Genomic DNA, 23,006 nt, shown 5'->3' with positions numbered 1-23,006 from the left:
AATGTCGATTCGGCCTAGCAGCGGGCAGCAACCCTGTAGGAGCGACGCGAGTCGCGACAAGGATTTCCCGGTGAAGCCCGGTCGCGACTCGCGTCGCTCCTGCAGGGGTTGTTCCCGCGTCATTGGTGGTGCGGATCAACCGCACCACACCCGCGCGTTGCGGAACATGCGCAGCCACGGCGAATCCTCACCCCAGCCCTGCGGCGCCCAGCTCAGGTTGATGCTGCGCGGGGTGCGCTCGGGGTGCGGCATCAGGATGGTGACGCGGCCGTCGCGGGTGGTCAGGCCGGTGATGCCGTCCGGCGAGCCGTTCGGGTTCAGCGGGTACTGCGTGGCCACCTTGCCGTCGCCATCGACGTAGCGCAGCGCAATGTTCGCAGCGGCCTGATCGACCGCACCGTCGAACTCGGCGCGCCCCTCGCCGTGCGCCACCGCCACCGGCAGCCGCGAGCCGGCCATGCCGCGCAGCAGGATCGACGGCGACTCCACCACTTCCAGCAACGCGGTGCGGGCCTCGAACTGCTCGCTGCGGTTGCGCAGGAAGGTCGGCCAGTGCTCGGCACCGGGGATGATGTCCTTGAGCTGGCTCATCATCTGGCAGCCGTTGCACACGCCCAGCGCGAAGGTATCCGGGCGCGCGAAGAACGCGGCGAACTGCCCGCGCAGCGCCGGGCGTTCGAGGATCGAAGTCGCCCAGCCGCGGCCGGCGCCGAGCACGTCGCCGTAGCTGAAACCACCGCACGCAGCAATGCCACGGAAATCGGCAAGCTGCACGCGGCCTTCGATCAGGTCGCTCATGTGCACGTCATAGGCATCGAAGCCGGCGCGCTCGAAGATGTTGGCCATCTCGATCTGGCCGTTGACGCCCTGCTCGCGCAGGATCGCCACCTTCGGCCGCGTACCCGTGGCGATGAAGGGAGCGGCGACGTCTTCCGAAGGGTCGAACGCCAGCTTCGGCTTCAGCCCCGGCGCGTTGAAGTCGCGCGCGATGGCGCGTTCCTGCTCGGCGGCCTCCGGGTTGTCGCGCAGCTTCTGCATGGCATGGGTCACCGACCACCATGCGTCGAACAGCTCCTCCCAGCGCCACTCGACCAGGCTCTCCCCCGCCAGTTGCACGCGCACCACCGGCGCGGTGGTCGGCCGCGCGATGCGCTGCGCGCATTCGGTCAGCGCATGGCGCTCGACCAGGTCGGCGAAGGCGGCGCGGTCGTCGTTGGCGACCTGCACGATCGCGCCCAGTTCCTCGTTGAACAGGCTGCGGAACGGGTCGTCGCCCCAGGCATCGAGCACGATATCCAGGCCGCGGCGCGAGGCGAAGGCCATCTCGCACAGCGCGGCGAAGGCACCGCCATCGCTGCGGTCGTGGTAGGCCAGCAGCAGGCCGGCTTCGCGCGCATCGCGGATCAGCTCGAAGAACGCACGCAGGCGCTCGGGATCGTCCAGGTCCGGTACTTCGCCGCCGAACGCCGGCAGCGGCGAATGGTCGGCCTGGGTCTGCGCGAGAATCGAACCGCCCAGCCGTTGCTTGCCGCCGCCGAGGCCGATCAGCCACAGCTCGCTGTCGGCCTCGCGGTCGAGCAGCGGCGTGAGCTGCCGGCGCGCATCGACCACCGGTGCGAACGCGGAGATCACCAGCGACACCGGCGACACCGACTTTTCGGTCATGCCATCGGCCTGCCACTGCGCCTGCATCGACAGCGAGTCCTTGCCCACCGGGATGCTGATGTCCAGCGCCGGGCACAGCTCCATGCCCACGGCCTTCACCGCGTCGTACAGCAGCGCGTCCTCGCCACCGTGGCCGCAAGCGGCCATCCAGTTGGCCGACAGCTTCACCGTGTCCAGCGCCGCCACCGGCGCGGCGCACAGGTTGGTGATCGCTTCGCCCACGGCCATGCGCGCCGAGGCGGCGGCGTCGAGCAGCGCCAGCGGGGTGCGTTCGCCAATGGCCATCGCCTCGCCAGCATGGGTGTCGAAACCGGCCAGGGTGATGGCGACGTCGGCCATCGGCAGCTGCCACGGGCCGATCATCTGCTCGCGCGCGGTCAGGCCGCCGACGCTGCGGTCGCCGATGGTGACGAGGAAATTCTTGGCCGCCACGGTCGGGTGCGCGAGCACGCGCAGGCCGGCCTCGCGCAGGTCGATGCCGGCGGTCTTCAGCTGCGACCAGCGCGGTGCGGCCGGGTGCGCGGTGTCGCGGTGCATCTTCGGCGCCTTGCCGAACAGCACGTCCATCGGCAGGTTAATCGGCGCATCGGCGGGGACGTTGCCCGGCGTCGCGCCATAAGCGACCACCAACTGCTCTTCGGCAGTAGCCACGCCGACCGCGGCGAACGGGCAGCGCTCGCGCGCGCAGAGCGCGGCGAACTCGTCCAGCCGTTCGGCCGGGATGCCGAGCACGTAGCGCTCCTGCGATTCGTTGCACCACAGCTCCAGCGGCGACAGCGAGGGGTCGTCGGTCGGCACCTTGCCCAGGTCGATCACGCCGCCCACGCCCGAGTCGTGCAGCAGTTCCGGGATCGCGTTGGACAGGCCACCGGCACCGACGTCGTGGAAGAACTTGATCGGGTTGCCTTCGCCCATCGCCACGCAGCGGTCGATGACTTCCTGGCAGCGGCGCTCCATCTCCGGGTTGTCGCGCTGCACGCTGGCGAAATCCAGGTCCTCGGCGCTCTCGCCCGAGGCCACCGACGAGGCGGCGCCACCGCCCAGGCCGATCAGCATCGCCGGGCCGCCGAGCACGATGACGACGTCGCCATCCTGCAGTTTCAGCTTGTCCACCTGCACGCGGTCGATGGCGCCGAGGCCGCCGGCGAGCATGATCGGCTTGTCGTAGGCGCGGGTGATCTCACCCTCCGGCAGCTCGAAGCTGCGGAAGTAGCCCAGCAGGTTCGGGCGGCCGAACTCGTTGTTGAATGCGGCGCCGCCGAGCGGGCCGTCGAGCATGATGTCCAGCGCCGGGGCCATGCGCGGGTTCAGCGCGCGCGGCGCTTCCCACGGCTGCGGCAGCGTGGGGATGCGCAGGTGCGACACCGAGAAACCGGTCAGGCCGGCCTTGGGCTTGCCGCCGCGGCCGGTGGCGCCTTCGTCGCGGATTTCGCCGCCTGCACCGGTCGAGGCGCCGGGGAACGGCGCGATCGCGGTCGGGTGGTTGTGGGTTTCCACCTTGATCTGGAAGGCGCTGGGCACCACCGCTTCGCTGCGGTATTGGCCGGTGGCCGGATCGGGGCGGTAGCGCGCGGCCGGCTCGCCCTCGATCACCGCCGCGTTGTCGCTGTAGGCGCTCAGCGTGTGCTGCGGGGTCTGCTGGTGGGTGTGCTTGATCATGCGGAACAGCGAACGGTCCTGCGCCTGCCCGTCTATGCTCCAGCTGGCGTTGAAGATCTTGTGCCGGCAGTGCTCGGAATTGGCCTGCGCGAACATCATCAGCTCGACGTCGGACGGGTCGCGGCCCAGTTCGCCATAGCGCGTGCGCAGGTAGTCGATCTCGTCCTCGGCCAACGCCAGCCCGAGGCGCTTGTTGGCGCTTTCCAGGTCGGCCAGTGCGATGCGCTCCAGCGGTTTGCGCGGCGGGCTGTCGAACAGCGCCTGCGCTTGGGCGATATCGGCCAGCAGCGACTGGGTCATCGGGTCGTGCAGCAGCTTGGCGACGGCAGCCTGCTGGCCCGGGTCGGCGGGCCAGCCCGTCAGGTCGATGCGGGTACCGCGCTCCACGCGCTGGATCGGCAGGCCGGCGCCGCGCACCAGCTCGGTGGCCTTGCTCGACCACGGCGACAAGGTGCCTAGCCGCGGCACCACGTAGCGCGACACCGCGTCGGCGGCGCGTTCGGCCGGCTGCGGCTGGCCCTGCAGGATGCGGCCGAGCGTGGTCTGGTCGACGGCCGCCACGTCGGCGGCCCGGGTGAAATAGACGTGCCAGGCCCCGGTGATGCGCAGATCGGCGGCGATGGACTGCAGGCGGGATTCAAGACGTTCGCGGCGGAACGGCGAAAGGGCGGCTGCGCCCTCGAGGACGATCATGTCCGGGAGACCAATGGTGGGAGTTGGCTCGCCATTGTAACCGGAGCCGGCGCCGCAGGCTGGAACCGGCCGGCGCTGGTTCCCCGCGGTCCCGCCGGGAACGGAAAAGCCGCCAGAGGCGGCTTTCGGCATTACCCGTCGATGGTCCGCGGGACGGCGGCCGCGGCCGCCGTTTCCCGGTTCAGGGGCTGCCGGCCGCGCCGGGCAGGCGCTCCAGCGCCGCCTTGAGCTGCGCCGGCGGCAGGTAGCCGCCCAGCTGCGAGCCATCGGCGGCGAAGATCGCCGGGGTACCGCTGATGCCCAGCTGCTGGCCGACGTTGTACTGCATCGCCACCGGGTTGGTGCAGGACTTCGCCGCCACCGGCCGGTCGGCCTTGGCGGCGGTCAGCGCCGCCTTGCGGTCGTCGGCGCACCAGACCGAGATCATGTCGGTGTAGTCCTTGCTGCCCAGGCCCATGCGCGGGAAAGCGAGGTACTCGACCGCGATGCCCTGCCGGTTCAGCTCGGCGATGTCCTGGTGCAGCTTGCGGCAGTAGCCGCACTCGATGTCAGTGAACACGCTGATGGTGTACTTGGCGTTCGGCGGCGCGAACACGATGCGGTCGGCGTGCGGCAGCGAGGCCAGCAGCGTGCGGCGGTGGGCCAGCAGGCCGGTGCTGGTGGCCATCGCCCGCTTCTCGATGTCGTAGGGCTGGGACTGCATCAGGTAGCGGCCGTCGTCGGTGACATACAGCACCTGCCCGGACACCACCACCTCGCGGAAGCCGGGGAACGGCGCGGCGCCGATGTAGTCCGGCGCGAAGTTCGGGTCCAGCTGCTTGAGGGCCTCGCGCACGCGCTTGTCGGCGGCGCTGTCGGCGGCCGGCGCGGTGGCCCCGGCCACGGGGGATGCGGGCTGCTGCGCGCAGGCGGAAAGACTGATCGCGCCCAGCAGCGCGGCAATGGCAAGACGGAACATCGGCAACCCACGGTGGAGGAACCGGCGGATTCTCGCATACCGCGGGTGACGGGACGGCCCACCGTTCATCGCTGGCGCGCGAAAGCCTTATCCTCGCGCGATGACCGACTCATCCCTTTCCGCCCCGTGCCCCTCGCCGCTGCTGGTCCGGCGCCTGCTGTCGCTGTTCTACGATTTCTGGCCGTCGCTGGCCCTGTGGATGCTCGTCGCGGTGCCGTTCGTGCTGCTGGACGTGGCCGTGAACGGGGGCGATACCCACCACAACATCGCCCCCTACAGCCTGTTGGGCTGGCTGCTGTGGCTGTGCTGCTGGGTGGCGAGCGGGCTGTACGCCACCTTCAGCTGGAGGCTCGGCGGCCAGACCCTGGGCATGCGCCCCTGGCGCCTGCAACTGCGCGCGGCGGGCGGGCAGGTGCCGACGCGGGCCATGCTGTGGAAGCGCTACGCGATGGGCACGCTGTCGCTGCTGTGCGGCGGGCTGGGGTTCTGGTGGGCGCTGTTCGACCGTGACAGGCTGACGTGGCATGACCGGTTCAGCGGAACCCGGTTGGTGCGCATACCCAAGGAAGATTGACCTTGCGGGCTTTCGCAGGAGCGACGTGAGTCGCGATGGGCTTTCCCGGGAAAGCTTCGGTCGCGACTCACGTCGCTCCTGCAACAATATGCGGGTTCGTCAGCTCGAGCGCCGCCGGAACAGCCACCCGGACACGGCCAGCATCACGATCGGCGGCAACGCATAGGCGATGCGGTAGTCGAACTTCAACGCGCCGGCCATGCGCCCGAAGAACATCTGCAGCAGCAGGAAGCCCAGCGCGAACAGCATGCCCAGGAACAGGCGCTTGCCCATGCCGCCGCTGCGCAGCGAGCCGAACGCGAACGGCACCGCCGCCAGGCACAGCGCCAGCACGTTGAGCGGGTAGAACCAGCGGCTCCAGTAGGTGTCCTCGTAATCGCGCGCATCCAGGCCGTTGCGCTTGCGGTATTCGATGTTGCTGCGCAGTTCGGTGGCGCTCAGGCTGCGCGGCTTGACCAGCCCGGAAGCCAGCGCGGCGGCGTCCAGCTGCGAATCCCAGCGCTCGCTGGCCACCGCCTGCCGCGTCGCCGAACGTTCGCCGAAACGGTCGTGGCGCACCTGCTCCAGCGTCCAGCCATTGGCGTCGTGCCGTGCGGTGGCGGCATGGGTCAGGCTCGCCAGGCGGCCGTCGGCATCCAGCCGGTACAGGCGCACGTCGTGCAGCAGCAGGCGGCTCCTGCCGCCTTCATCCACTTGTTCCTCGCCGGTCTGCGCATTGAGGAAGGTGTTGCCCTCGCGCGCCCACAGGCCCGAATAGCGGGCCACCGCCATGTCGGTCTCGTACTTGGCGCTGCCCTTGAGCAGGTCGGCCTTTTCCTGCGCCCACGGCGCCAGGGTCTCCCCGTTGACCACCATCATCGCGGTCAGCAGCGACAGCGCGATGGCCACCGAAAGCGCGATGCGCCGCCGCGACAGGCCGACCGCGCGCAGCGCGGTCAACTCCGAGGTCGCCGCCAGCTGCCCCAGCCCCATCAGCGCGCCGATCACCGCCGCCATCGGGAACAGCGTGTAGGCCCGGCGCGGGACGGTATAGGCGGTCCATGCCACGGCATGGCCGAAGGTGTAGCTGCCGGTGCCGATGTTCTTGGCCTCGCCGGACAGCGCCAGGGTCGCGTCCAGCCCCAGCAGCACCAGCCAGACCACCAGCACGGTGGCCAGCACGTTGCGGCCGACGTAGAGGTCGTGGATGCGCGGGGCCAGCCTCATGCACCGGCCCTCGCGCGGCGGCGGCGCAGGCGGCCGTCGCGGAAGTACAGCCAGGTCGCCAATGCCAGCAACGGCAGCGTCAACCACCACATCCCGGCCTCCGGCGGCAGCTTGCCGGTCGCCAGCCATTGCCGGCCGCTGATCATCATGCTGACGCCCACCACGTAGGCCAGGAAGGCCAGCATGATGCTGCCGTAGCGCTGCTGCCGCGGCGCGCTGCGCGCCAATGGCAGGGTCAGCAGGGCAAAGCCCAGCGCCAGCAGCGGCGGAGTGATGCGCCAGTGCAGCTGCGCCTGCGCCGCCGGGCGCTCGTCGCCGAACAGGCGCGTGGTCGGCAGCATCTCCGGGTCGTCCTGGTTGCGCGGCTCGTCACGGTCGGGCAGGGCCACCTCGTTGCTGGCGTAGCGCATCAGCCGGTAGTCCAGTCCGCCATCGGCCGGGCCTTCCAGCCGGTAGCCGTCCTCCAGCCGCAGGAAGCGCTGGCGCTCGCCCTCGAAGAACATGGAGCCGCGGTTGGCGGTGACCACGTCGATGCGCCCGTCCTTCTGCCGCTGCATGAAGATCTTGCCCAGCGCCGTGCCGTCCTCGCTGAGCGAGGACAGGTAGACGATGCCGCCGCCGGACAGCTGGGTGAACTTGCCCGGCTCCAGCCCGGCCACCACCACGCTGCGGCTGGCGTTCTCGACCATCGTCTCGGCGGCGCGGTCGGCCCACGGCCCCAGCCACAGCGAGCAGGCGCCGATCACCGCCACCACCGGGACCACCAGCATCAGGATCGGCCGCAGCAGCCGCTTCGGGCCGACGCCCACCGCGGTCAGCACCGCCATCTCCGAGTCGCGGTACAGCCGGGCGATGGCCAGCGCCAGCCCCAGCAGCAGCGCCAGCGGCAGGATGATCGGCAGGTAGACGATGAACTGCAGGCCCAGCTGCGACAGCAGCAGGCCGGCGGGCAGGCGGCCATCGGCGATGCGGCCGAGGATGTCCACCAGCACCCCGCCCACGCTCACCACCAGCAGCACGGTCAGGGTGGCCAGGAAGCTCTGGACGAAGTCGCTCAGCAGGTAGCGGTCAAGCTTGGACATGGGGGCGGTGGTTTAAACTCCCGGTTTCGTTCGCGGCGCGCCCGGCCGGTTGGTCGGGGGAAACAGTCCGCGATTGTACGGATTTGGCAATGGAATCTGATCAATGGCTCTGCAATTCACCCTGAACCACGCCGCCCCGGCCAACGCCGGCTTCGACTGCATCGTCGTCGGCGCCTTCTCCGACAAGTCGCTGTCGCCGGCCGCGCAGGCGCTGGATACCGCTTGCGGCGGTCGCATCGCGGCGCTGGTGGAGCGCGGCGACGTCGGTGGCAAGACCGGCAACACCGCGCTGCTGCACGACCTGCCGGGCGTCACCGCCCCGCGCGTGCTGGTGCTCGGCTTGGGCGAGGCGGCCAAGTTCGGCGTGGCGCAGTACCTCAAGGCGGTGGGCGACGCCGCCCGCGCGCTCAGGACCGGGGCGACCCGCAGCGCGCTGTTCACCCTGTCCGAGCTGGCGGTCGCCGGCCGCGACGCGGCCTGGAACATCCGCCAGGCGGTGATCGCCGCCAACCACGCCAGCTACCGCTACACCGCCACGCTGGGCAAGAAGAAGCCCGAGGCGCCGGGGCTGGAAACGCTGGCGATCCACGGCAGCGACGAAACCGCACTGGCGCAGGGCCAAGCCATCGCCGCCGGCGTCGAGTACGCCCGCGAGCTGGGCAACCTGCCGCCGAACCTGTGCACCCCGGCCTACCTGGCCACCTCCTCGGTCAAGTTCGCCGCCGAACACGACGGCGCCGAGGCCGAGATCCTCGACGAGCAGCAGATGGAAGCGCTCGGCATGGGCTCGCTGCTGGCCGTCGCCCGTGGCTCGGCCAACCGGCCGAAGCTGGTGGTGCTGAAGTGGACCGGCCTGCCGCAGGCCGGCGGCGCCGACGCCAAGCCCTACGTGCTGGTCGGCAAGGGCATCACCTTCGACACCGGCGGCGTCAATCTGAAGACGCAGGGCGGCATCGAGGAGATGAAGTACGACATGTGCGGCGGCGCCAACGTCATCGGTACCTTCGTCGCCGCGGTCAAGGCGAAGCTGCCGCTGAACCTGGTTGTGGTGGTGCCGGCGGTGGAGAACGCCATCGACGGCAACGCCTACCGCCCGTCGGACGTCATCACCTCCATGTCCGGCAAGACCATCGAGGTCGGCAATACCGACGCCGAGGGCCGCCTGATCCTGTGCGACGCGCTGACCTATGCGCAGCGCTTCGAGCCACAGGCCCTGATCGACGTGGCGACCCTGACCGGCGCGTGCATGGTCGCGCTGGGCCACCAGACCGCCGGCCTGATGAGCAAGCACGACGACCTGGCCAACGAACTGCTGGCCGCCGGCGAGCACGTGTTCGACCGCGCCTGGCGCCTGCCGCTGTGGGACGAGTACCAGCCGATGCTGGATTCGAGCTTCGCCGACGTCTACAACATCGGCGGCCGCTGGGCCGGCGCGATCACCGCCGGCTGCTTCCTGTCGCGCTTCGCCGAAGGCCAGCGCTGGGCGCACCTGGACATCGCCGGCGTCGCCAGCGACGAGGGCAAGCGCGGCATGGCCACGGGCCGCCCGGTGGGCCTGCTGGCGCAGTGGCTGCTCGATAGGGTGGCTTGAAGCGGGGAATGGGGAACAGGGAACGGGGAATGAAAGTTCCCCGCGCCGGTTCCCCAACCTCACCCTTGTGCTTTCATTCCCTGTTTCCCGTTCCCGGTTCCCCACCTTGACCATCCGCGCCGACTTCTACCTGATCGCCAAGCCCCGCTTCCTGACCGAGCCGTTGAAGCTGGTCTGCGAGCTGGCGCGCAAGGCCAACGACAGCAACCAGTACACGCTGGTGCTGGCGCGCGACGCGGCGCAGGCCGAGGAACTGGACGAACTGCTGTGGTCGTTCGACCCGGACGCCTACATCCCGCACCAGATCGTCGGCGAGGACATCGACGAGGAAGAGGCCATCGTGCTGATCGCCACGCCGGGCACCGACGCGCCGACGCGCCCGCTGGTCATCAACCTGCGTGACGAGCCGCACCTCGGCGCCTGCGAGCGGGTGCTGGAAGTGGTGCCGGCCGACCCGTCCGCGCGCGAACCGCTGCGCGAGCGCTGGCGCCAGTACAAGGCCGCCGGCTACGCGCTCAACAAACATGACATGTAAAGGACGACGCCCATGCGCCTGCTGATTGCCCTGCTGCTGCCATGGCTGGCCTTCTTCACCATCGGTCGGCCGATCGCCGGCACCGTCTGCCTGATCCTGCAGATCACCCTGATCGGCTGGGTGCCGGCCGCGATCTGGGCCGCCTACGCCGTCAGCCAGTACCACACCGACCAGAAGATCAAGCGCGCCCTGAAAACCGGCGCGTTCCGCTGATCCCTCCCCCAGCATTCCACCCGGTTTCCCCGCATGACCCAACTCGCCTCCAGCTACGACCCCAAATCCTTTGAAACCGCGCTGTACGAGGCGTGGGAAAAGGCCGGCCACTTCAAGCCGTCCGGCAAGGGCGAGCCGTACACCATCCTGCTGCCGCCGCCGAACGTCACCGGCACCCTGCACATGGGCCACGCGTTCCAGCAGACGCTGATGGACGCGCTGATCCGCTACCACCGCATGCGCGGCTACGACACGCTGTGGCAGGTCGGCACCGACCACGCCGGCATCGCCACCGAAATGGTGGTCAGCCGCAACCTGGCGCTGGAAGGCAAGGGCGAAACCCGCGACTCGCTGGGCCGCGACGGCTTCATCGACAAGGTGTGGGAGTGGAAAGCGCACTCGGGCAACGTGATCGAAGGCCAGATGCGTCGCCTCGGTACTTCGGCCGACTGGTCGCGCAGCACCTTCACCATGGACGAAGGCCCGAGCGAGGCGGTGGTCGAGGCGTTCGTGCGCTGGCACGAGCAGGGCCTGATCTACCGCGGCCAGCGCCTGGTCAACTGGGACCCGGTGCTGAAGACCGCCATTTCCGACCTGGAAGTGGAGAGCGTGGAGGAAGACGGCTTCCTGTGGTCGATCGCCTACGCGCTGGAGGACGGCGCCAGCTACGAGCATGTCGAAGTCGATGCCGACGGCGTTGAGACACTGCGCGAAACCCGCAATTATCTGGTGGTCGCCACCACCCGCCCGGAAACCCTGCTCGGCGACACCGCGGTGATGGTGCACCCGGAAGACGCACGCTACGCCCACCTGATCGGCAAGCGCGTGACCCTGCCGCTGACTGGCCGCAGCGTGCCGGTGATCGGCGACGACTACGTGGACAAGGCGTTCGGCACCGGCGTGGTCAAGGTCACGCCTGCGCATGATTTCAACGACTACCAGGTCGGCGTGCGCCACGGCCTGCCGATGATCAACCTGTTCACCGAAGTCGCCGCGCTCAACGAAAACGCCCCGGAAAAATACCGCGGGCTGGATCGCTACGAGGCACGCAAGATCGTGCTCGCCGAGCTGGAAGAACTCGGCATCCTGGTCGAAACCAAGGCGCACAAGCTGCAGGTGCCGCGCGGCGACCGCACCGGGCAGGTGATCGAGCCATACCTGACCGACCAGTGGTTCGTGAAGATGGACGCGCTGGCCAAGCGCGGCCTCGAACTGGTCGAAAACGGTTCGATCAAGTTCGTGCCCGGCAACTGGATCAACACCTACCGCCACTGGATGGAAAACATTCAGGACTGGTGCATCAGCCGCCAGCTGTGGTGGGGCCACCGCATCCCGGCGTGGTTCGACGACGCCGGCGCCTGCTATGTGGGCCGCAGCGAAGCCGAAGTGCGCGCCAAGCACGGGCTGGGCGATGACGTCGTGCTGCATCAGGACAGCGACGTGCTGGAGACGTGGTTCTCCTCGCAGCTGTGGCCGTTCTCCACGCTCGGCTGGCCGAACGAAACGGCAATGGCGCAGCGCGGCTTCGACCGCTACCTGCCGTCGAACGTGCTGGTCACCGGCTTCGACATCATCTTCTTCTGGGTGGCGCGCATGATCATGGCCACCGACAGCTTCACCGGGCAGATCCCGTTCAAGGACGTCTACATCACCGGCCTGATCCGCGATGCGCAGGGCCAGAAGATGTCCAAGTCCAAGGGCAACGTGCTCGACCCGCTGGACATCATCGACGGCATCAGCATCGACGACCTCGTCGCCAAGCGCACCCACGGGCTGATGCAGCCGAAGATGGCCGAGAAGATCGAGAAGGCCACGCGCAAGGAGTTCCCGGACGGCATCATCGCCCACGGCGCCGACGCGCTGCGCTTCACCATCGCCGCGCTGGCCACGCATGGCCGCGACATCAAGTTCGACATGGGCCGCGCCGAGGGCTACAAGAACTTCTGCAACAAGCTGTGGAATGCCAGCCGCTTCACCCTGATGAACACGGAAGGCCGGGAACCGGGAACCGGAAACGGGGAATGGGCGAAGCCCGCACCCGTCACCGATGCGGAGAAGTGGATTCTTTCGCGACTGGCGAAGGTCGCGGCCGAAGCGCAGCAGCACTTTGCCGACTACCGCTTCGACCTGCTGGCGCAGGCGCTGTACGAATTCGTCTGGAACGAGTTCTGCGACTGGTTCCTCGAACTGACCAAGCCGGCGCTCAATGGCAACGATGCCGCTGCTGCCGACAGCACCCGCCACACCTTGCTGTACGTGCTCGAAGCCGTGCTGCGCCTGCTGCACCCGCTGATCCCGTTCGTCACCGAACAGCTGTGGCAGCAGCAGGTCGCCCCGCGTCTGGGCATCGCCGCCGATACGTTGTCGCTGCGCGCTTACCCAACCGCCGACGAGTTCGCCGGCGACTACGCGCAGGCCGAGGCCGACGTCGAATGGTTCAAGACGATGGTCAGCGCCCTGCGCCGCGTGCGCAGCGAGTTGAACGTACCGCCGTCCAAACAGGTGCGCCTGCTGTTGCAGGCCGGCAGCGAAGCCGACCGCACCCGCATTGAACGCTTCGCCTCGCAGCTGCGCTTCCTGCTCAAGCTGGAAAGCATCGACTGGCTGACTGGCGACGCGCAGACCCCGCCGGCCGCGGCCGCCATCGTCGGCGAACTGAAGCTGCTGGTGCCGCTGGAAGGACTGGTCGATCTGGACGCCGAACGCGCGCGCCTGGACAAGGAAATCGCCCGCGTGTCGGCCGAGAAGGAAAAGAGCGAGACCAAGCTGTCCAAGTTCACGGACAAGGTGCCAGCCGCGGTGGTCGAGCAGGAGCGCGTGCGCCTGGCCGACTGGAACAGCCAGTTGGCCGGCCTGCAGGAGCAGCGCGCCAAGCTGTAAAAGTCAGATCGCCGGTGGGTGCCGACCGTTGGTCGGCACTGCCTTTGCCCCGCAGGAGCGCACCTTGGTGCGCGATGGAGCTGTACCGGTAAAGCCTCTCGCGCACCAAGGTGCGCTCCTGCAAAATCCAATTACAGCCCGTAGGTCGGGGCTAAGCCCCCGACGGCGACATGCACGAAACGTCGGGGGCGTAGCCCCGACCTACAACGGCGGCATCGTGGCGATATCCGCGTCCACCAGCTCCATCGCCATCACCAGCGCATCCTCGCGGCCGTTTTCGGCCGGGTAGTAGCGCGGGCGGCGGCCGATCTCGTTGAAGCCCTCGCTGTGGTACAGCGCGATGGCCGGACGATTGGACGGGCGCACCTCGAGGAAGACCCGCACCGCGTCGCGCTGCCGCGCCAGCCGCACCAGTTCGCGCAGCAGGCGCCGGCCCAGCCCGTGCGACTGGCGATGCGGATCGACGCAGACGTTGAGCACGTGCGCCTCGTCGGCGGCGATGCTCAGCATCGCGTAACCGACAAGGCAGCCATCCAGCTCCAGCACGCGCCCGGAGTAACCGGCGCGCAGGCAGTCCTGGAAGATGCCGCGCGTCCACGGGAACGGATAGGCGCGGCGCTCGACCTCCATCACCGCGTCCAGGTCGCCCTCGTGCATCGGGCGCAGCAGCGGCGCCGGCGCAACCGCCAGCGCGTTCATTGCCGCTGCTTCCGCCGCAGCGCGCGCAGCTGCGGCCACAGCGCGCGCTTGGCCGCCGGGTTGGCGCGCAGCTCGGCCAGCGGCCAGCCTTCCATCAGCGCGCGGGTCTGCGGATCGTTGGGATTGCAGCCGGAAGCCCGCAGCAGGGCGATCTGCAGGCGGTCGGGCAGGCGCGGGCCGCCGCCCCGACGCGGCGGCGCGGCGCGCGTTTCCGGCGCGGTGGCCGGCACCTCCGGCGAAACCCGCGGGGCCGGTTCGCGGCGCGCAGGCGCGCGCGGGCGCTCGGGCACGGCTTCGTGCGCCGCCATCACGGGCATCCCGGCCTGCACCGGCGGCAGCGCGTCCAGCGCGCCACCCTCCACGTACACCGCATACCCCATCGCCTGCAGCCACGCCTGCTGCGATGCCGACCACACGGACACGGGCGATGCGCCGTTCATTCCACCGCGGCCGGCTGGCGCCAACGCTGCCACAGCCACATCGCCGGCCCGGACAAGGCGTAGATCACGCCGACGACGAACAGCACCCGCGGCGGGTCGGTCACCATGATGGCGATGACGATCGGCACCAGCGCCAGCACCACGAACGGCACCCGCTCCGAACGCGCGCCCTTGCCGTTGCCGCCCTTGAAGCTCCAGAAACGGATGCGGCTGACCATCAGCAGCGCGGCGAGGATGGTCACGCCCAGCGCCACGTAGCGCAGTTCCTCGCCGTTCCAGCCCAGGCCGCCATCGGCGAACGCCCAGACGAAGGACATCATCAGCCCCGCCGCCGCCGGGCTGGCCAGGCCGACGAACCAGCACTTGTCCACCACGCCCACCTGGGTGTTGAAGCGGGCCAGCCGCAGCGCCGCGCAGGCCGCGTACAGGAAGGCGGCCGCCCAGCCCACCCGGCCCATCACGTCGCCATCGAACTTCAGCGAGGCCAGCGCCCAGTGGTACATCACCAGCGCCGGCGCCATGCCGAAGCTGACCAGGTCGGCCAGCGAGTCGTACTGCACGCCGAATTCGCTGCTGGTGCCGGTCAGGCGCGCCACGCGGCCGTCCAGGCCATCCATCACCGCGGCCACGAACACGGCGATGCTGGCGTTGACGAACTGGCCGTTGGCCGCGGCGATGATCGCGTAGAAGCCGGCGAACAGGCCGGCGGTGGTGAACAGGTTGGGCAGCAGGTAGATGCTGCGCGAACGTGGCGGTGGGCGGTTCTGGTCCATGCCCGGAAGTTTAATCGACTTGCATGAGGAGTCACCGGATGCTGCAATCGACCGATCCCAAGCATCCGGAGCCGCCATGCGCGCCCTGCCCAGCCTCTGCTGCCTGCTGCTGTTGACCAGCGCCACCGCCGTGGCCGGCCCCCTGTACAAGTGGAAGGACGCCAACGGCGTCACCCAGTACTCCGAGCGTCCGCCGGAGGGGCAGAAGTACGAAACCCGTCGCATCACCGACAACGGCGACCCGGTGGCCGAGGCCGAGCCGGCCAAGGCCGAAGCGTCCCCGCAGTGCACCTCGGCGCGCGACAACCTGAAGCTGCTGGCCGGCAGCGGCCCGGTGATGCAGGACACCGACGGCGACGGCAAGCCCGACGCGGAACTGGACGAGGCCCAGCGCGCGGCGCAGAAGCAACTGGCCGAGGCCGCCGCCGCGGTCTACTGCAAGTAGCGGCACGGCTCGCCCCGCCGGCGCCTGCCGGGCAAGCCCGGCAGCTACGGTAAAGCCCGGCGGCCACGGGGAAGTTCCCATGCCCCGCCGGGGCTTCTGGCAAAATGGCCGGCCCGCCGTTTCGCGACCCCCGCCATGCGCCTTTCCCGGTTCCACCTGCACACCACCAAGGAAACCCCCGCCGACGCCGAGCTGGTCAGCCACAAGCTGATGCTGCGCGCGGGCATGATCCGCAAGCTGGCCTCGGGCCTCTATACCTGGTCGCCGCTGGGCCTGCGCGTGCTGCGCAAGGTGGAGGCCATCGTCCGCGAGGAAATGAACCGCGCCGGCGCGGTGGAACTGCAGTTGCCGACCATCCAGCCGAAGGAGCTGTGGGAGGAAACCGGGCGCTGGGAGAAATTCGGCAACCAGTTGCTGAAGATCCGCGACCGCAAGGAGCAGGAATACTGCTACAGCCCCACCGCCGAGGAAGCCATCACCGATTTCGCGCGGCAGGAGCTGTCCAGCTACAAGCAGCTGCCGGTCAATTTCTACCAGGTCCAGACCAAGTTCCGCGATGAAATCCGCCCGCGCTTCGGGGTGATGCGCGCGCGCGAATTCCTGATGAAGGACGCTTATTCCTTCCATCTGGACGAGGCCAGCCTGGTCGCCGAATACGAGAACATGAAGGCGGCCTATACCCGCATCTTCACCCGGCTGGGGCTGGAATTCCGCGCGGTACAGGCCGATTCGGGCGCGATCGGCGGCGATGCCTCGCAGGAATTCCACGTGATCGCCGATTCCGGCGAGGACGCGCTGGTGTTTTCCACCGGCTCGGATTACGCGGCCAACGTCGAGGCCGCCGTCGCCGCCGACCCGGCCCCGCGCGCGGCCGCCAGCGAGGAACTGCGCAAGGTCGAAACCCCGACCCAGAAAACCTGCGAGGACGTGGCCGCGCTGATGGGCATCGCGTTGCTGCGCACGGTCAAGTCGGTGGCGGTGATGACGGCCGAAAACGACTTCGTGCTGGCGCTGGTGCGCGGCGACCACGACGTCAATGAAATCAAACTGGCCAAGGTCGCCGGGCTGGCCGATTACCGCATGGCCAGCGAGGTCGAGATTGCCGAACACCTCGGCAGCGAACCGGGTTTCCTCGGCCCGCTGAATCCGCGCAAGGCGATCCGCGTGGTCGCCGACCGCGACGTGGCGGCGATGGCCGATTTCGTCGTCGGCGCCAACGAAAAGGGCTTCCACATCGCCGGCGTCAACTGGGGCCGCGATTTGCCCGAGCCGGAAGTGGCCGATATCCGCAACGTGGTGGCCGGCGACCGTGCCCGCGACGGCGGCGAACTGAAAATCGCGCGCGGCATCGAGGTCGGCCACGTATTCCAGCTCGGCCGCAAATACGCCGAGGCGCTCAAGGCCACGGTGCTGGACGAGAACGGCAAGGCCGCGGTGATGGCGATGGGCTGCTACGGCATCGGCGTGTCGCGCATCGTCGCCGCGGCGATCGAGCAGAACCACGACGCGGCCGGCATCGTCTGGCCGGCGGCGATGGCACCGTGGCAGGCGGTGGTGTGCATGATCAACCCGAAGCAGGACGCGGCCGTCACCGCCGCCGCCGAGGCGCTGCTGGCCGAACTGCAGGCCGCCGGCATCGACGCGGCGCTGGACGACCGCGGCCTGCGCCCCGGCGCGATGTTCGCCGACATGGAGCTGATCGGCATCCCGCACCGCATCGTGGTGTCCGAGCGCGGCCTGGCCGCCGGCACCTTTGAATACCGTGCCCGCAGCGCCAGCGAGGCGGAGAATCTGGACAAGGCGGCGATACTGCGGAAAATCGCCGGTTAATCCACGGGGCCGGGGCAATACCCCGGCCTTTTCATGTCCGCCCTGCCTTTCCGGAATACGAAGGGGGTTTGTCAAGCGCGCCCCGATGCCGTTATGCTCGCGGCGCCGCCACGGAATGGCGATACCCCCTGCCCCATTATCCGGAGTAACCGATGAGTATTGACCTGAGCGGCCTGTCGGCCAAAGAACTGGCCTCCCTGATCCGCGACGCGCAGAAGCGCAAGACCGTGGTTTCCAAGCGCCAGCCCATCACCAAGGTGCGTGCGCAACTGGTGAAGGCCGCGCAGAAGGCCGGCTACAGCATCGACGAACTGTTCGGCGCGGGCGCCCCCCGGGCCACCCGCGCACCGCGTGCCGCCAAGGCCGCGAAGAACCCCAACAAGGGCACCAAGATCGCCCCGAAGTATCGCGACCCGGCCAATGCCGCCAATACCTGGACCGGCCGTGGCAAGCAGCCGCGCTGGCTGGCCGAATACACCGGCAACGGCCGCAAGGTCGAGGATTTCCTGATCCAGAAGTGATCCGGGGAATACCTCGCTGAAAAAACGCCGGCAAATGCCGGCGTTTTTTTTCGGGACTGGGTTCGGCAAGCCAGCCTGTGCAGGAGCGACGTCAGTCGCGATGAAGCTTTACCGGTAAAACCCGATCGCGACTGACGTCGCTCCTGTGAATGCGTTTCAGGCCTTCAGAGATTCTTCCGCGCCGGAATCAGCAGGTTGCCGAACAGCAACCCGGCCACCAGCGCCATCACCACGTTCATCACCGTCAGCAGCGCCGATTCACCGGCATTCACGTTCTGCTGCTGGACCAGGCTCAATACCCCGCGCAGGCTGATGCTGCCGGGCACCAGCATGATGATGCCGGGCAGCCTCACGATGGCACCGGGGCGCTGCACCACGCGACCGAAGAGGTTGCCGGCCGCGGCCAGCGCCATCGCCGCCAGGAAGATGCCGACCGGGCCGCCCCATTGCTGGCCGCCGTACCGGGAAATGGCATAACCGGCCAGCGAGGCGGCCATCACCCACGGATAATCGCGCCACGCGGCGCGGAACAGCATCGCGAAGGCGAACGACGCCAGCACCACCGAGCCCCATTCCACCCATTCCGGCTGCGGCCGCAGCGCGCGTATCTGCGGCTCCAGCCCCAGCAGCCGGGTAATGGTCACCGCGATCATCGCGCCGACGGTGAGTTTCATGATCGTGGTCAGCGCGCCGGCGAAGCGCGCCGTGCCCGATACCCAGTGCTGGCTGGTCAGCTCGTTGACCGCGTTGGTCAGCGTCATGCCCGGCACCAGCACCACCAGTGCGGCGATGATCACCGAGTTCTGGTTCAGCGGGCCGATGAAAGTGGCCACCAGCACCACCACGAAACCGGCCAGCATCGCGGCCAGCGCTTCGCCGGCCTCGCGGGTGGCGACGCGGCGGTCGGCATAGAACAGCAGCACGCCGATCAGCAGCCCGGTGATGCCGGCGGTGACCACGTCCAGCCACGGCAGCCGCCACATGCCCGCCACGCCGGCCGAGCCGAGGCCGAAGGACAGCAGCATCTGCGTGTTGTCGCGCCAGGTCGGGTCGCGGTCGAGCTGGCGCAGCGCGGTGTGGCCCTGGGCGATGCTCATCTGCCCGCTGGCCACCGCATCGGCGATCTGGTCGGCCATCGCCAGCTTGTGCAGGTTGTTGTCGCCCGGCCCGAGCCGGATCACGCGGGTGATGTCGCTGGAACCGATGGCCTGGGTCGGGTCGCTGAAACTCAGGATCAGGCCGGTCGGGTTCGACCACGGTTCGCAGTCCAGGTCCAGTTGCTGCGACAACCCCACCACCGCCGCTTCCAGCCGCTGCGCGGTGGTGCCGTAGCTGTGCAGGCGGCCTGCGATCTCCGAGACGAATGCCACGCGCTGGGCGTAGGTGGCACGGTTGGGAAGAAGGGCGGTCGGGTCGGCGGACATGCGCGCTAGTATCACCCGGAAGCGGCCGCCGTACTCGCCCGCAGACAACGGAATGACAGGTTATGCTCGGCCACGGATGCCCGCGATGAAACAGCCCCGACCGCCCCATTGCGCGATGGACCCCGATGCCGACGGCCAGCTCAGGTTGTCCGGCAACTGGACGCTGTCCACCGCGCTGCAGTCGGCGCAGCTGCTGCGCGCGCTGGACACCTCGCCGCAAACGCTGGATGCGCGTGGCATCGAGCAGCTGGATTCGGCCGGCGTGCTGCAGCTGTTGCGCTTCGCGCACCGCGCCGGGCTGCCCGACGAGGCGCTGCTGTTCCGCGATGACCACCGCGCGCTGGTCTGCACCATCGAGGAAGTGGCCGACGAACGCCCCAAGCCGCAGCGCGACTACGGCGTGGCCGCGGCGCTGGAGCGGCTGGGCCGCTCGATGCACGCCATCGGCGGCAACGTCGTGGTGCTGCTGGGCTTCTTCGGCGAGAACCTGGCCAAGCTGGCGCGGCTGCTGCGCCAGCCGCGGCGCCTGCGGCTGACCGCCACCGTGCACCAGATGGAGGAAGTGGGGCTGGACGCGGTGCCGCTGATCGCGCTGCTGTCCTACCTGGTCGGCGCGGTGATCGCCTTCCTCGGCTCCACCATCCTGCGCGACTTCGGCGCGGAAATTTACGTGGTGGAGCTGGTCAACATCGCCTTCCTGCGCGAGTTCGGCGTGCTGCTCACCGCCATCGTGCTGGCCGGGCGCACCGCCAGCGCCTTCACCGCGCAGATCGGCGCGATGAAGGCGCGCGAGGAGATCGACGCCATCCGCACCCTCGGCCTGGACCCCGTCGACCTGCTGGTGCTGCCGCGGGTGCTGGCGCTGCTGGTGATGCTGCCGCTGCTGACCTTCATCGCGATGATCGCCGGCCTGGCCGGCGGCGTCACCGTCGGCGCGTTCGACCTCGGCATCCCGCCGCAGATGTACATCGCGCGCATGCACGAGACGATGGAGGCCCGGCACTTCCTCGTCGGCCTGTCCAAGGCGCCGGTGTTCGCGATCATCATCGCCCTGATCGGCTGCCTGGAAGGGCTGAAGGTGGAAGGCACCGCGCAATCGGTGGGCGAGCGCACCACCTCCAGCGTGGTGCAGACCATCTCGCTGGTCATCATTCTCGACGCGCTGGCGGCGTTGTGGTTCATGCACATGGACTGGTGATGATGAAGCCGGGAACGGGGAACGGGGAACGGGAAATGGAGGACGCCGCTGCTCCGGCGAAGACCGGGGCTGCCACCGTTCCCGATGGCGACGACGCCGTCATCAAGGTGCGCGGGCTGGTCAACCGCTTCGGCAGCCAGACCGTGCACGACGGGCTTGACCTGGACGTGCGCCGCAGCGAGATCCTCGGCGTGGTCGGCGGCTCGGGCACCGGCAAGTCGGTGCTGATGCGCTCCATCCTCGGCCTGCGCCGGCCCGATGCCGGCCGGATCGAGGTGCTGGGCAAGGACGCGCGCTCGGAGGAGCCCGCCGCGCGCCTGCACATCGAGCGCAACACCGGCGTGCTGTTCCAGGACGGCGCGCTGTTCTCCTCGCTCACCGTCGGCGAGAACGTGCAGGTGCCGCTGAAGGAGCACTACCCGGAACTGCCGGAAGCCTGGCACTACGAGCTGGCGCTGCTGAAGGTGAAGCTGGCCGGGTTGCCGGCCGACGCCATCAACAAGCTGCCCTCGCAGCTGTCCGGCGGCATGCGCAAGCGCGCCGGGCTGGCGCGGGCGTTGGCGCTGGACCCGCCGCTGCTGTTCCTCGACGAACCCACCGCCGGCCTCGACCCGATCGGCGCGGCCGCCTTCGACCGGCTGATCAAGGCATTGCAGGAAGCGCTGGGCCTGACCGTGTTCCTGATCACCCACGACCTGGACACGCTCTACGCCATCTGCGACCGCGTGGCGGTGCTGGCCGACCACAAGGTGATCGCCTGCGCGCCGCTGCCGGACATCGAACGCCTCGACCACCCGTGGATACGCGAATATTTCCACGGCCCGCGCGCGCGGGCGGCGCGTGAAAGCGGGGAACGGGGAACGGGGAAACGGGAATGAACCGCTCCCGTTGCCTCGCCACCACCGCACCGCTGGAATACTCCGAACACCTGCCCGCCGCAGGTGTGGGGCTTGCCCCACACCGAGCCATCCCGATAACGCCCCATGCGGGGCAAGCCCCGCATCTACTAAACCTGACCCATTCCCGGCCGTGACCCCATGGAAACCAAAGCCAATTACGTCCTGATCGGAGCCTTCACCCTCATCGTCGGGCTGGCGCTGCTCGGCTTCGGCCTGTGGGCGGCCAAGTATTCCTCCGACCGCACCTGGCAGGAGTACCGGGTGGTGTTCGACGAAGCCGTCACCGGCCTGTCGGTGGGCAGCCCGGTGCAATACAACGGCATCGCCGTCGGCTCGATCACCGAGCTGACGCTGGCGCCGGACGACCCGCGCAAGGTCATTGCCAAGGTGCGGCTGAACTCCACCACCCCGGTCAAGACCGACACCCGCGCCAAGCTGGCCATCACCAGCCTCACCGGCCCGTCGATCATCCAGCTCAGCGGCGGCAGCCCGCAGGCGCCGGCGCTGACCACCGCCAGCCGCGAGCCGGTGCCGACCATCCTGACCACGCCCTCGGCGCTGCAGAACATCACCGACGTGGCCAACCGCGTGGTCGAGCGCATGGACGAACTGCTCAGCGACGACAACGTGGACCGCATCTCCAACACCCTGGCCCACCTGGAAACCATCAGCGGCGGGCTGGCCGACCGCGACCAAGGCACCCAGGCGCTGCTGGTCGAGGCGCGCGACGCCGCGCGCAACCTCAACACCACCCTGGCCACCGCCAACGGCACCCTCCAGCACCTGGACCAGAACATCGTGCGGCAACTGCCGGCCACGCTGGAAAAGCTCGACGCCAGCCTGGGCAAGCTCGACTCGGCCGCCGGCAACGCCGACGCCATCCTTGGCGAGAACCGCGCCGCCATCAACAGCTTCGCCAACGACGGCCTGGCCCAGCTCGGTCCCACCCTGACCGAGCTGCGCGGGCTGATCCGCGACCTGCGCCGGGTCAGCGACCGCCTCGAAAACAACCCCGCACGCTACCTGCTCGGCCGCGATGCCCCCAAGGAGTTCGAACCGAAATGAAGCGCTCCCTGCCGACACGCCTGTTCGCCCCGTTCTGCCTGCTGGCCCTGGCCGGCTGCTCGTTGCTGGCCAGCAACGACCGCCACCCCATCACGATCTACGCGCCGCAGGCGCGCATCAGCGCCGACCCGGCCTGGCCGCAGGTGGAATGGCAGCTGGCCATCGCCAAGCCGGCCGCGGCGCGGATGGTGGACAGCCCGCGCATCAACGTGCGCCCCACCCCTGCGGAACTTGAGGTCTACCGCGGCGCAACCTGGTCGCAGCCAGCCACCGACATGCTGGAGGACGCGCTGCTGCGCGGCTTCGAGGATTCCGGCCGCATCGCCGCGGTGGCGCGCATCGCCAGCGGCATCCGCGCCGACTACAAGCTGAGCATCGACCTGCGCCGTTTCGAGTCGGACTACGCCGGCAACGCGCATCCGGCGGCGACCATCGAACTGAACGCCAAGCTGATCCACAGCCTCAACCAGCGCGTGGTGGCCTCGCGCACCTTCCTGCTGGCCGAACCGGCCGCCGGCACCGAGGTGGCCAGCGTGGCGGCGGCATTCGAAACCGCGCTGGGCAGGACCACCACCGAACTGGTCGGCTGGACGCTGGCCGCCGGGCAGGCCGACTGGCAGGCCAGCGCCGACCGGCGCTGAACCGGCGGGCAAGTC

At 69.1% G+C, this 23,006-nt stretch carries 20 protein-coding genes; 12 read left to right on the top strand and 8 right to left on the bottom strand.

Translation table 11 applies throughout. The features are described from left to right. Window positions 1–135: 135 nt before the first annotated feature. Window positions 136–4,017 carry a phosphoribosylformylglycinamidine synthase gene (gene purL / locus ABB34_RS10795; protein WP_057641332.1) on the bottom strand — a complete coding sequence of 1,294 codons (3,882 nt, stop codon included), beginning with the start codon at window positions 4,015–4,017 and terminating at the stop codon, window positions 136–138. A 181-nt stretch (window positions 4,018–4,198) separates the two neighbouring features. Continuing rightward, a complete protein-coding gene (locus ABB34_RS10790; protein WP_057641331.1) occupies window positions 4,199–4,975 on the bottom strand; it encodes a DsbC family protein in 777 nt (258 codons plus the stop codon). Between the two features lie 100 nt (window positions 4,976–5,075). On the opposite strand from ABB34_RS10790, the gene ABB34_RS10785 reads away from it, so the two are divergent. Continuing rightward, window positions 5,076–5,549 (top strand): RDD family protein, encoded by a 474-nt coding sequence (locus tag ABB34_RS10785; RefSeq protein WP_057641330.1) that lies wholly within the window; start codon window positions 5,076–5,078, stop codon window positions 5,547–5,549. Window positions 5,550–5,648: 99 nt separating this feature from the next. On the opposite strand, the gene lptG is transcribed toward ABB34_RS10785, so the two are convergent. Then, window positions 5,649–6,755, bottom strand: a complete 1,107-nt coding sequence (lptG, locus tag ABB34_RS10780) for an LPS export ABC transporter permease LptG (protein WP_057641329.1) — start codon at window positions 6,753–6,755, stop codon at window positions 5,649–5,651. Then, entirely contained in the window at window positions 6,752–7,837 is a 1,086-nt protein-coding gene (gene lptF, locus ABB34_RS10775) for an LPS export ABC transporter permease LptF (RefSeq protein ID WP_057641328.1), read from the bottom strand. The genes lptG and lptF overlap by 4 nt, the downstream gene beginning before the upstream one ends. Window positions 7,838–7,940: 103 nt before the next feature. Between lptF and ABB34_RS10770 the strand changes: the two genes are divergently transcribed. From ABB34_RS10770 to ABB34_RS10755, 4 genes are all read left to right on the top strand, one after another. Then, the gene (locus tag ABB34_RS10770; RefSeq protein ID WP_057641327.1) at window positions 7,941–9,428 is read left to right on the top strand and encodes a leucyl aminopeptidase; all 1,488 of its coding nucleotides are present in this window, start codon (window positions 7,941–7,943) and stop codon (window positions 9,426–9,428) included. 112 nt (window positions 9,429–9,540) lie between these two features. Then, window positions 9,541–9,963 carry a DNA polymerase III subunit chi gene (locus tag ABB34_RS10765; protein ID WP_057641334.1) on the top strand — a complete coding sequence of 141 codons (423 nt, stop codon included), beginning with the start codon at window positions 9,541–9,543 and terminating at the stop codon, window positions 9,961–9,963. A 12-nt stretch (window positions 9,964–9,975) separates the two neighbouring features. Further along, entirely contained in the window at window positions 9,976–10,176 is a 201-nt protein-coding gene (locus ABB34_RS10760; protein ID WP_057641326.1) for a YqaE/Pmp3 family membrane protein, read from the top strand. A gap of 33 nt (window positions 10,177–10,209) precedes the next feature. Beyond that, window positions 10,210–13,056, top strand: coding sequence for a valine--tRNA ligase (locus ABB34_RS10755; RefSeq protein ID WP_057641325.1), 2,847 nt, complete (start codon window positions 10,210–10,212; stop codon window positions 13,054–13,056). Between the two features lie 201 nt (window positions 13,057–13,257). On the opposite strand, the gene rimI is transcribed toward ABB34_RS10755, so the two are convergent. The 3 genes from rimI to pssA are packed head-to-tail and all read right to left on the bottom strand — an operon-like array spanning window position 13,258 to window position 14,968. Next, window positions 13,258–13,755, bottom strand: a complete 498-nt coding sequence (gene rimI, locus ABB34_RS10750) for a ribosomal protein S18-alanine N-acetyltransferase (RefSeq protein ID WP_057641324.1) — start codon at window positions 13,753–13,755, stop codon at window positions 13,258–13,260. Further along, on the bottom strand, window positions 13,752–14,195 hold the full coding sequence (locus ABB34_RS10745) for a hypothetical protein (RefSeq protein WP_057641323.1): 444 nt from the start codon (window positions 14,193–14,195) through the stop codon (window positions 13,752–13,754). The genes rimI and ABB34_RS10745 overlap by 4 nt, the downstream gene beginning before the upstream one ends. Then, the gene (gene pssA / locus ABB34_RS10740) at window positions 14,192–14,968 is read right to left on the bottom strand and encodes a CDP-diacylglycerol--serine O-phosphatidyltransferase (RefSeq protein WP_057641322.1); all 777 of its coding nucleotides are present in this window, start codon (window positions 14,966–14,968) and stop codon (window positions 14,192–14,194) included. Before pssA ends, ABB34_RS10745 begins: the two co-directional genes overlap by 4 nt. A gap of 76 nt (window positions 14,969–15,044) precedes the next feature. Between pssA and ABB34_RS10735 the strand changes: the two genes are divergently transcribed. The 3 genes from ABB34_RS10735 to ABB34_RS10725 all read left to right on the top strand — a co-directional run bounded on the left by ABB34_RS10735 (window position 15,045) and on the right by ABB34_RS10725 (window position 17,764). Beyond that, complete coding sequence (locus ABB34_RS10735; RefSeq protein ID WP_057641321.1) at window positions 15,045–15,413, top strand: DUF4124 domain-containing protein; 369 nt, start codon at window positions 15,045–15,047, stop codon at window positions 15,411–15,413. Between the two features lie 135 nt (window positions 15,414–15,548). Next, window positions 15,549–17,243, top strand: a complete 1,695-nt coding sequence (locus ABB34_RS10730; RefSeq protein ID WP_057641320.1) for a proline--tRNA ligase — start codon at window positions 15,549–15,551, stop codon at window positions 17,241–17,243. Window positions 17,244–17,395: 152 nt separating this feature from the next. Further along, window positions 17,396–17,764 carry an H-NS histone family protein gene (locus tag ABB34_RS10725; RefSeq protein ID WP_057641319.1) on the top strand — a complete coding sequence of 123 codons (369 nt, stop codon included), beginning with the start codon at window positions 17,396–17,398 and terminating at the stop codon, window positions 17,762–17,764. 164 nt (window positions 17,765–17,928) lie between these two features. Here ABB34_RS10725 and ABB34_RS10720 read toward each other — a convergent pair whose 3' ends face one another. Next, a complete protein-coding gene (locus tag ABB34_RS10720; RefSeq protein ID WP_057641318.1) occupies window positions 17,929–19,188 on the bottom strand; it encodes a threonine/serine exporter family protein in 1,260 nt (419 codons plus the stop codon). 85 nt (window positions 19,189–19,273) lie between these two features. Here ABB34_RS10720 and ABB34_RS10715 point away from each other — a divergent pair, with 85 nt between their 5' ends. The 4 genes from ABB34_RS10715 to ABB34_RS10700 all read left to right on the top strand — a co-directional run bounded on the left by ABB34_RS10715 (window position 19,274) and on the right by ABB34_RS10700 (window position 22,991). Continuing rightward, window positions 19,274–20,386 carry an ABC transporter permease gene (locus ABB34_RS10715; protein WP_057641317.1) on the top strand — a complete coding sequence of 371 codons (1,113 nt, stop codon included), beginning with the start codon at window positions 19,274–19,276 and terminating at the stop codon, window positions 20,384–20,386. A gap of 35 nt (window positions 20,387–20,421) precedes the next feature. Then, complete coding sequence (locus ABB34_RS10710) at window positions 20,422–21,264, top strand: ABC transporter ATP-binding protein (RefSeq protein ID WP_057641316.1); 843 nt, start codon at window positions 20,422–20,424, stop codon at window positions 21,262–21,264. Window positions 21,265–21,423: 159 nt separating this feature from the next. Continuing rightward, window positions 21,424–22,350 carry an MlaD family protein gene (locus tag ABB34_RS10705; protein ID WP_057641315.1) on the top strand — a complete coding sequence of 309 codons (927 nt, stop codon included), beginning with the start codon at window positions 21,424–21,426 and terminating at the stop codon, window positions 22,348–22,350. Beyond that, complete coding sequence (locus ABB34_RS10700) at window positions 22,347–22,991, top strand: ABC-type transport auxiliary lipoprotein family protein (protein WP_057641314.1); 645 nt, start codon at window positions 22,347–22,349, stop codon at window positions 22,989–22,991. Before ABB34_RS10705 ends, ABB34_RS10700 begins: the two co-directional genes overlap by 4 nt. The last annotated feature ends 15 nt before the right edge of the window (window positions 22,992–23,006 follow it).

The organism is Stenotrophomonas daejeonensis (assembly GCF_001431505.1).
GTDB classification, from domain to species: Bacteria; Pseudomonadota; Gammaproteobacteria; order Xanthomonadales; family Xanthomonadaceae; genus Stenotrophomonas; species Stenotrophomonas daejeonensis.
Note: the sequence above shows the minus strand (reverse complement) of the source record. Positions and strands in the feature narration are given on the sequence as shown.

Coding starts and splice junctions, on each gene's coding strand:
- ABB34_RS10755 (WP_057641325.1), top strand. CDS start 10,210: ATGACCCAACTCGCCTCCAGCTACGACCCCAAATCCTTTGAAACCGCG.
- lptF (WP_057641328.1), bottom strand. CDS start 7,837: ATGTCCAAGCTTGACCGCTACCTGCTGAGCGACTTCGTCCAGAGCTTC.
- ABB34_RS10700 (WP_057641314.1), top strand. CDS start 22,347: ATGAAGCGCTCCCTGCCGACACGCCTGTTCGCCCCGTTCTGCCTGCTG.
- ABB34_RS10710 (WP_057641316.1), top strand. CDS start 20,422: ATGGAGGACGCCGCTGCTCCGGCGAAGACCGGGGCTGCCACCGTTCCC.
- lptG (WP_057641329.1), bottom strand. CDS start 6,755: ATGAGGCTGGCCCCGCGCATCCACGACCTCTACGTCGGCCGCAACGTG.
- ABB34_RS10730 (WP_057641320.1), top strand. CDS start 15,549: ATGCGCCTTTCCCGGTTCCACCTGCACACCACCAAGGAAACCCCCGCC.
- ABB34_RS10705 (WP_057641315.1), top strand. CDS start 21,424: ATGGAAACCAAAGCCAATTACGTCCTGATCGGAGCCTTCACCCTCATC.
- ABB34_RS10735 (WP_057641321.1), top strand. CDS start 15,045: ATGCGCGCCCTGCCCAGCCTCTGCTGCCTGCTGCTGTTGACCAGCGCC.
- ABB34_RS10785 (WP_057641330.1), top strand. CDS start 5,076: ATGACCGACTCATCCCTTTCCGCCCCGTGCCCCTCGCCGCTGCTGGTC.
- ABB34_RS10760 (WP_057641326.1), top strand. CDS start 9,976: ATGCGCCTGCTGATTGCCCTGCTGCTGCCATGGCTGGCCTTCTTCACC.
- ABB34_RS10745 (WP_057641323.1), bottom strand. CDS start 14,195: ATGAACGGCGCATCGCCCGTGTCCGTGTGGTCGGCATCGCAGCAGGCG.
- ABB34_RS10790 (WP_057641331.1), bottom strand. CDS start 4,975: ATGTTCCGTCTTGCCATTGCCGCGCTGCTGGGCGCGATCAGTCTTTCC.
- ABB34_RS10715 (WP_057641317.1), top strand. CDS start 19,274: ATGAAACAGCCCCGACCGCCCCATTGCGCGATGGACCCCGATGCCGAC.
- ABB34_RS10770 (WP_057641327.1), top strand. CDS start 7,941: ATGGCTCTGCAATTCACCCTGAACCACGCCGCCCCGGCCAACGCCGGC.
- purL (WP_057641332.1), bottom strand. CDS start 4,017: ATGATCGTCCTCGAGGGCGCAGCCGCCCTTTCGCCGTTCCGCCGCGAA.
- pssA (WP_057641322.1), bottom strand. CDS start 14,968: ATGGACCAGAACCGCCCACCGCCACGTTCGCGCAGCATCTACCTGCTG.
- ABB34_RS10720 (WP_057641318.1), bottom strand. CDS start 19,188: ATGTCCGCCGACCCGACCGCCCTTCTTCCCAACCGTGCCACCTACGCC.
- ABB34_RS10725 (WP_057641319.1), top strand. CDS start 17,396: ATGAGTATTGACCTGAGCGGCCTGTCGGCCAAAGAACTGGCCTCCCTG.
- rimI (WP_057641324.1), bottom strand. CDS start 13,755: ATGAACGCGCTGGCGGTTGCGCCGGCGCCGCTGCTGCGCCCGATGCAC.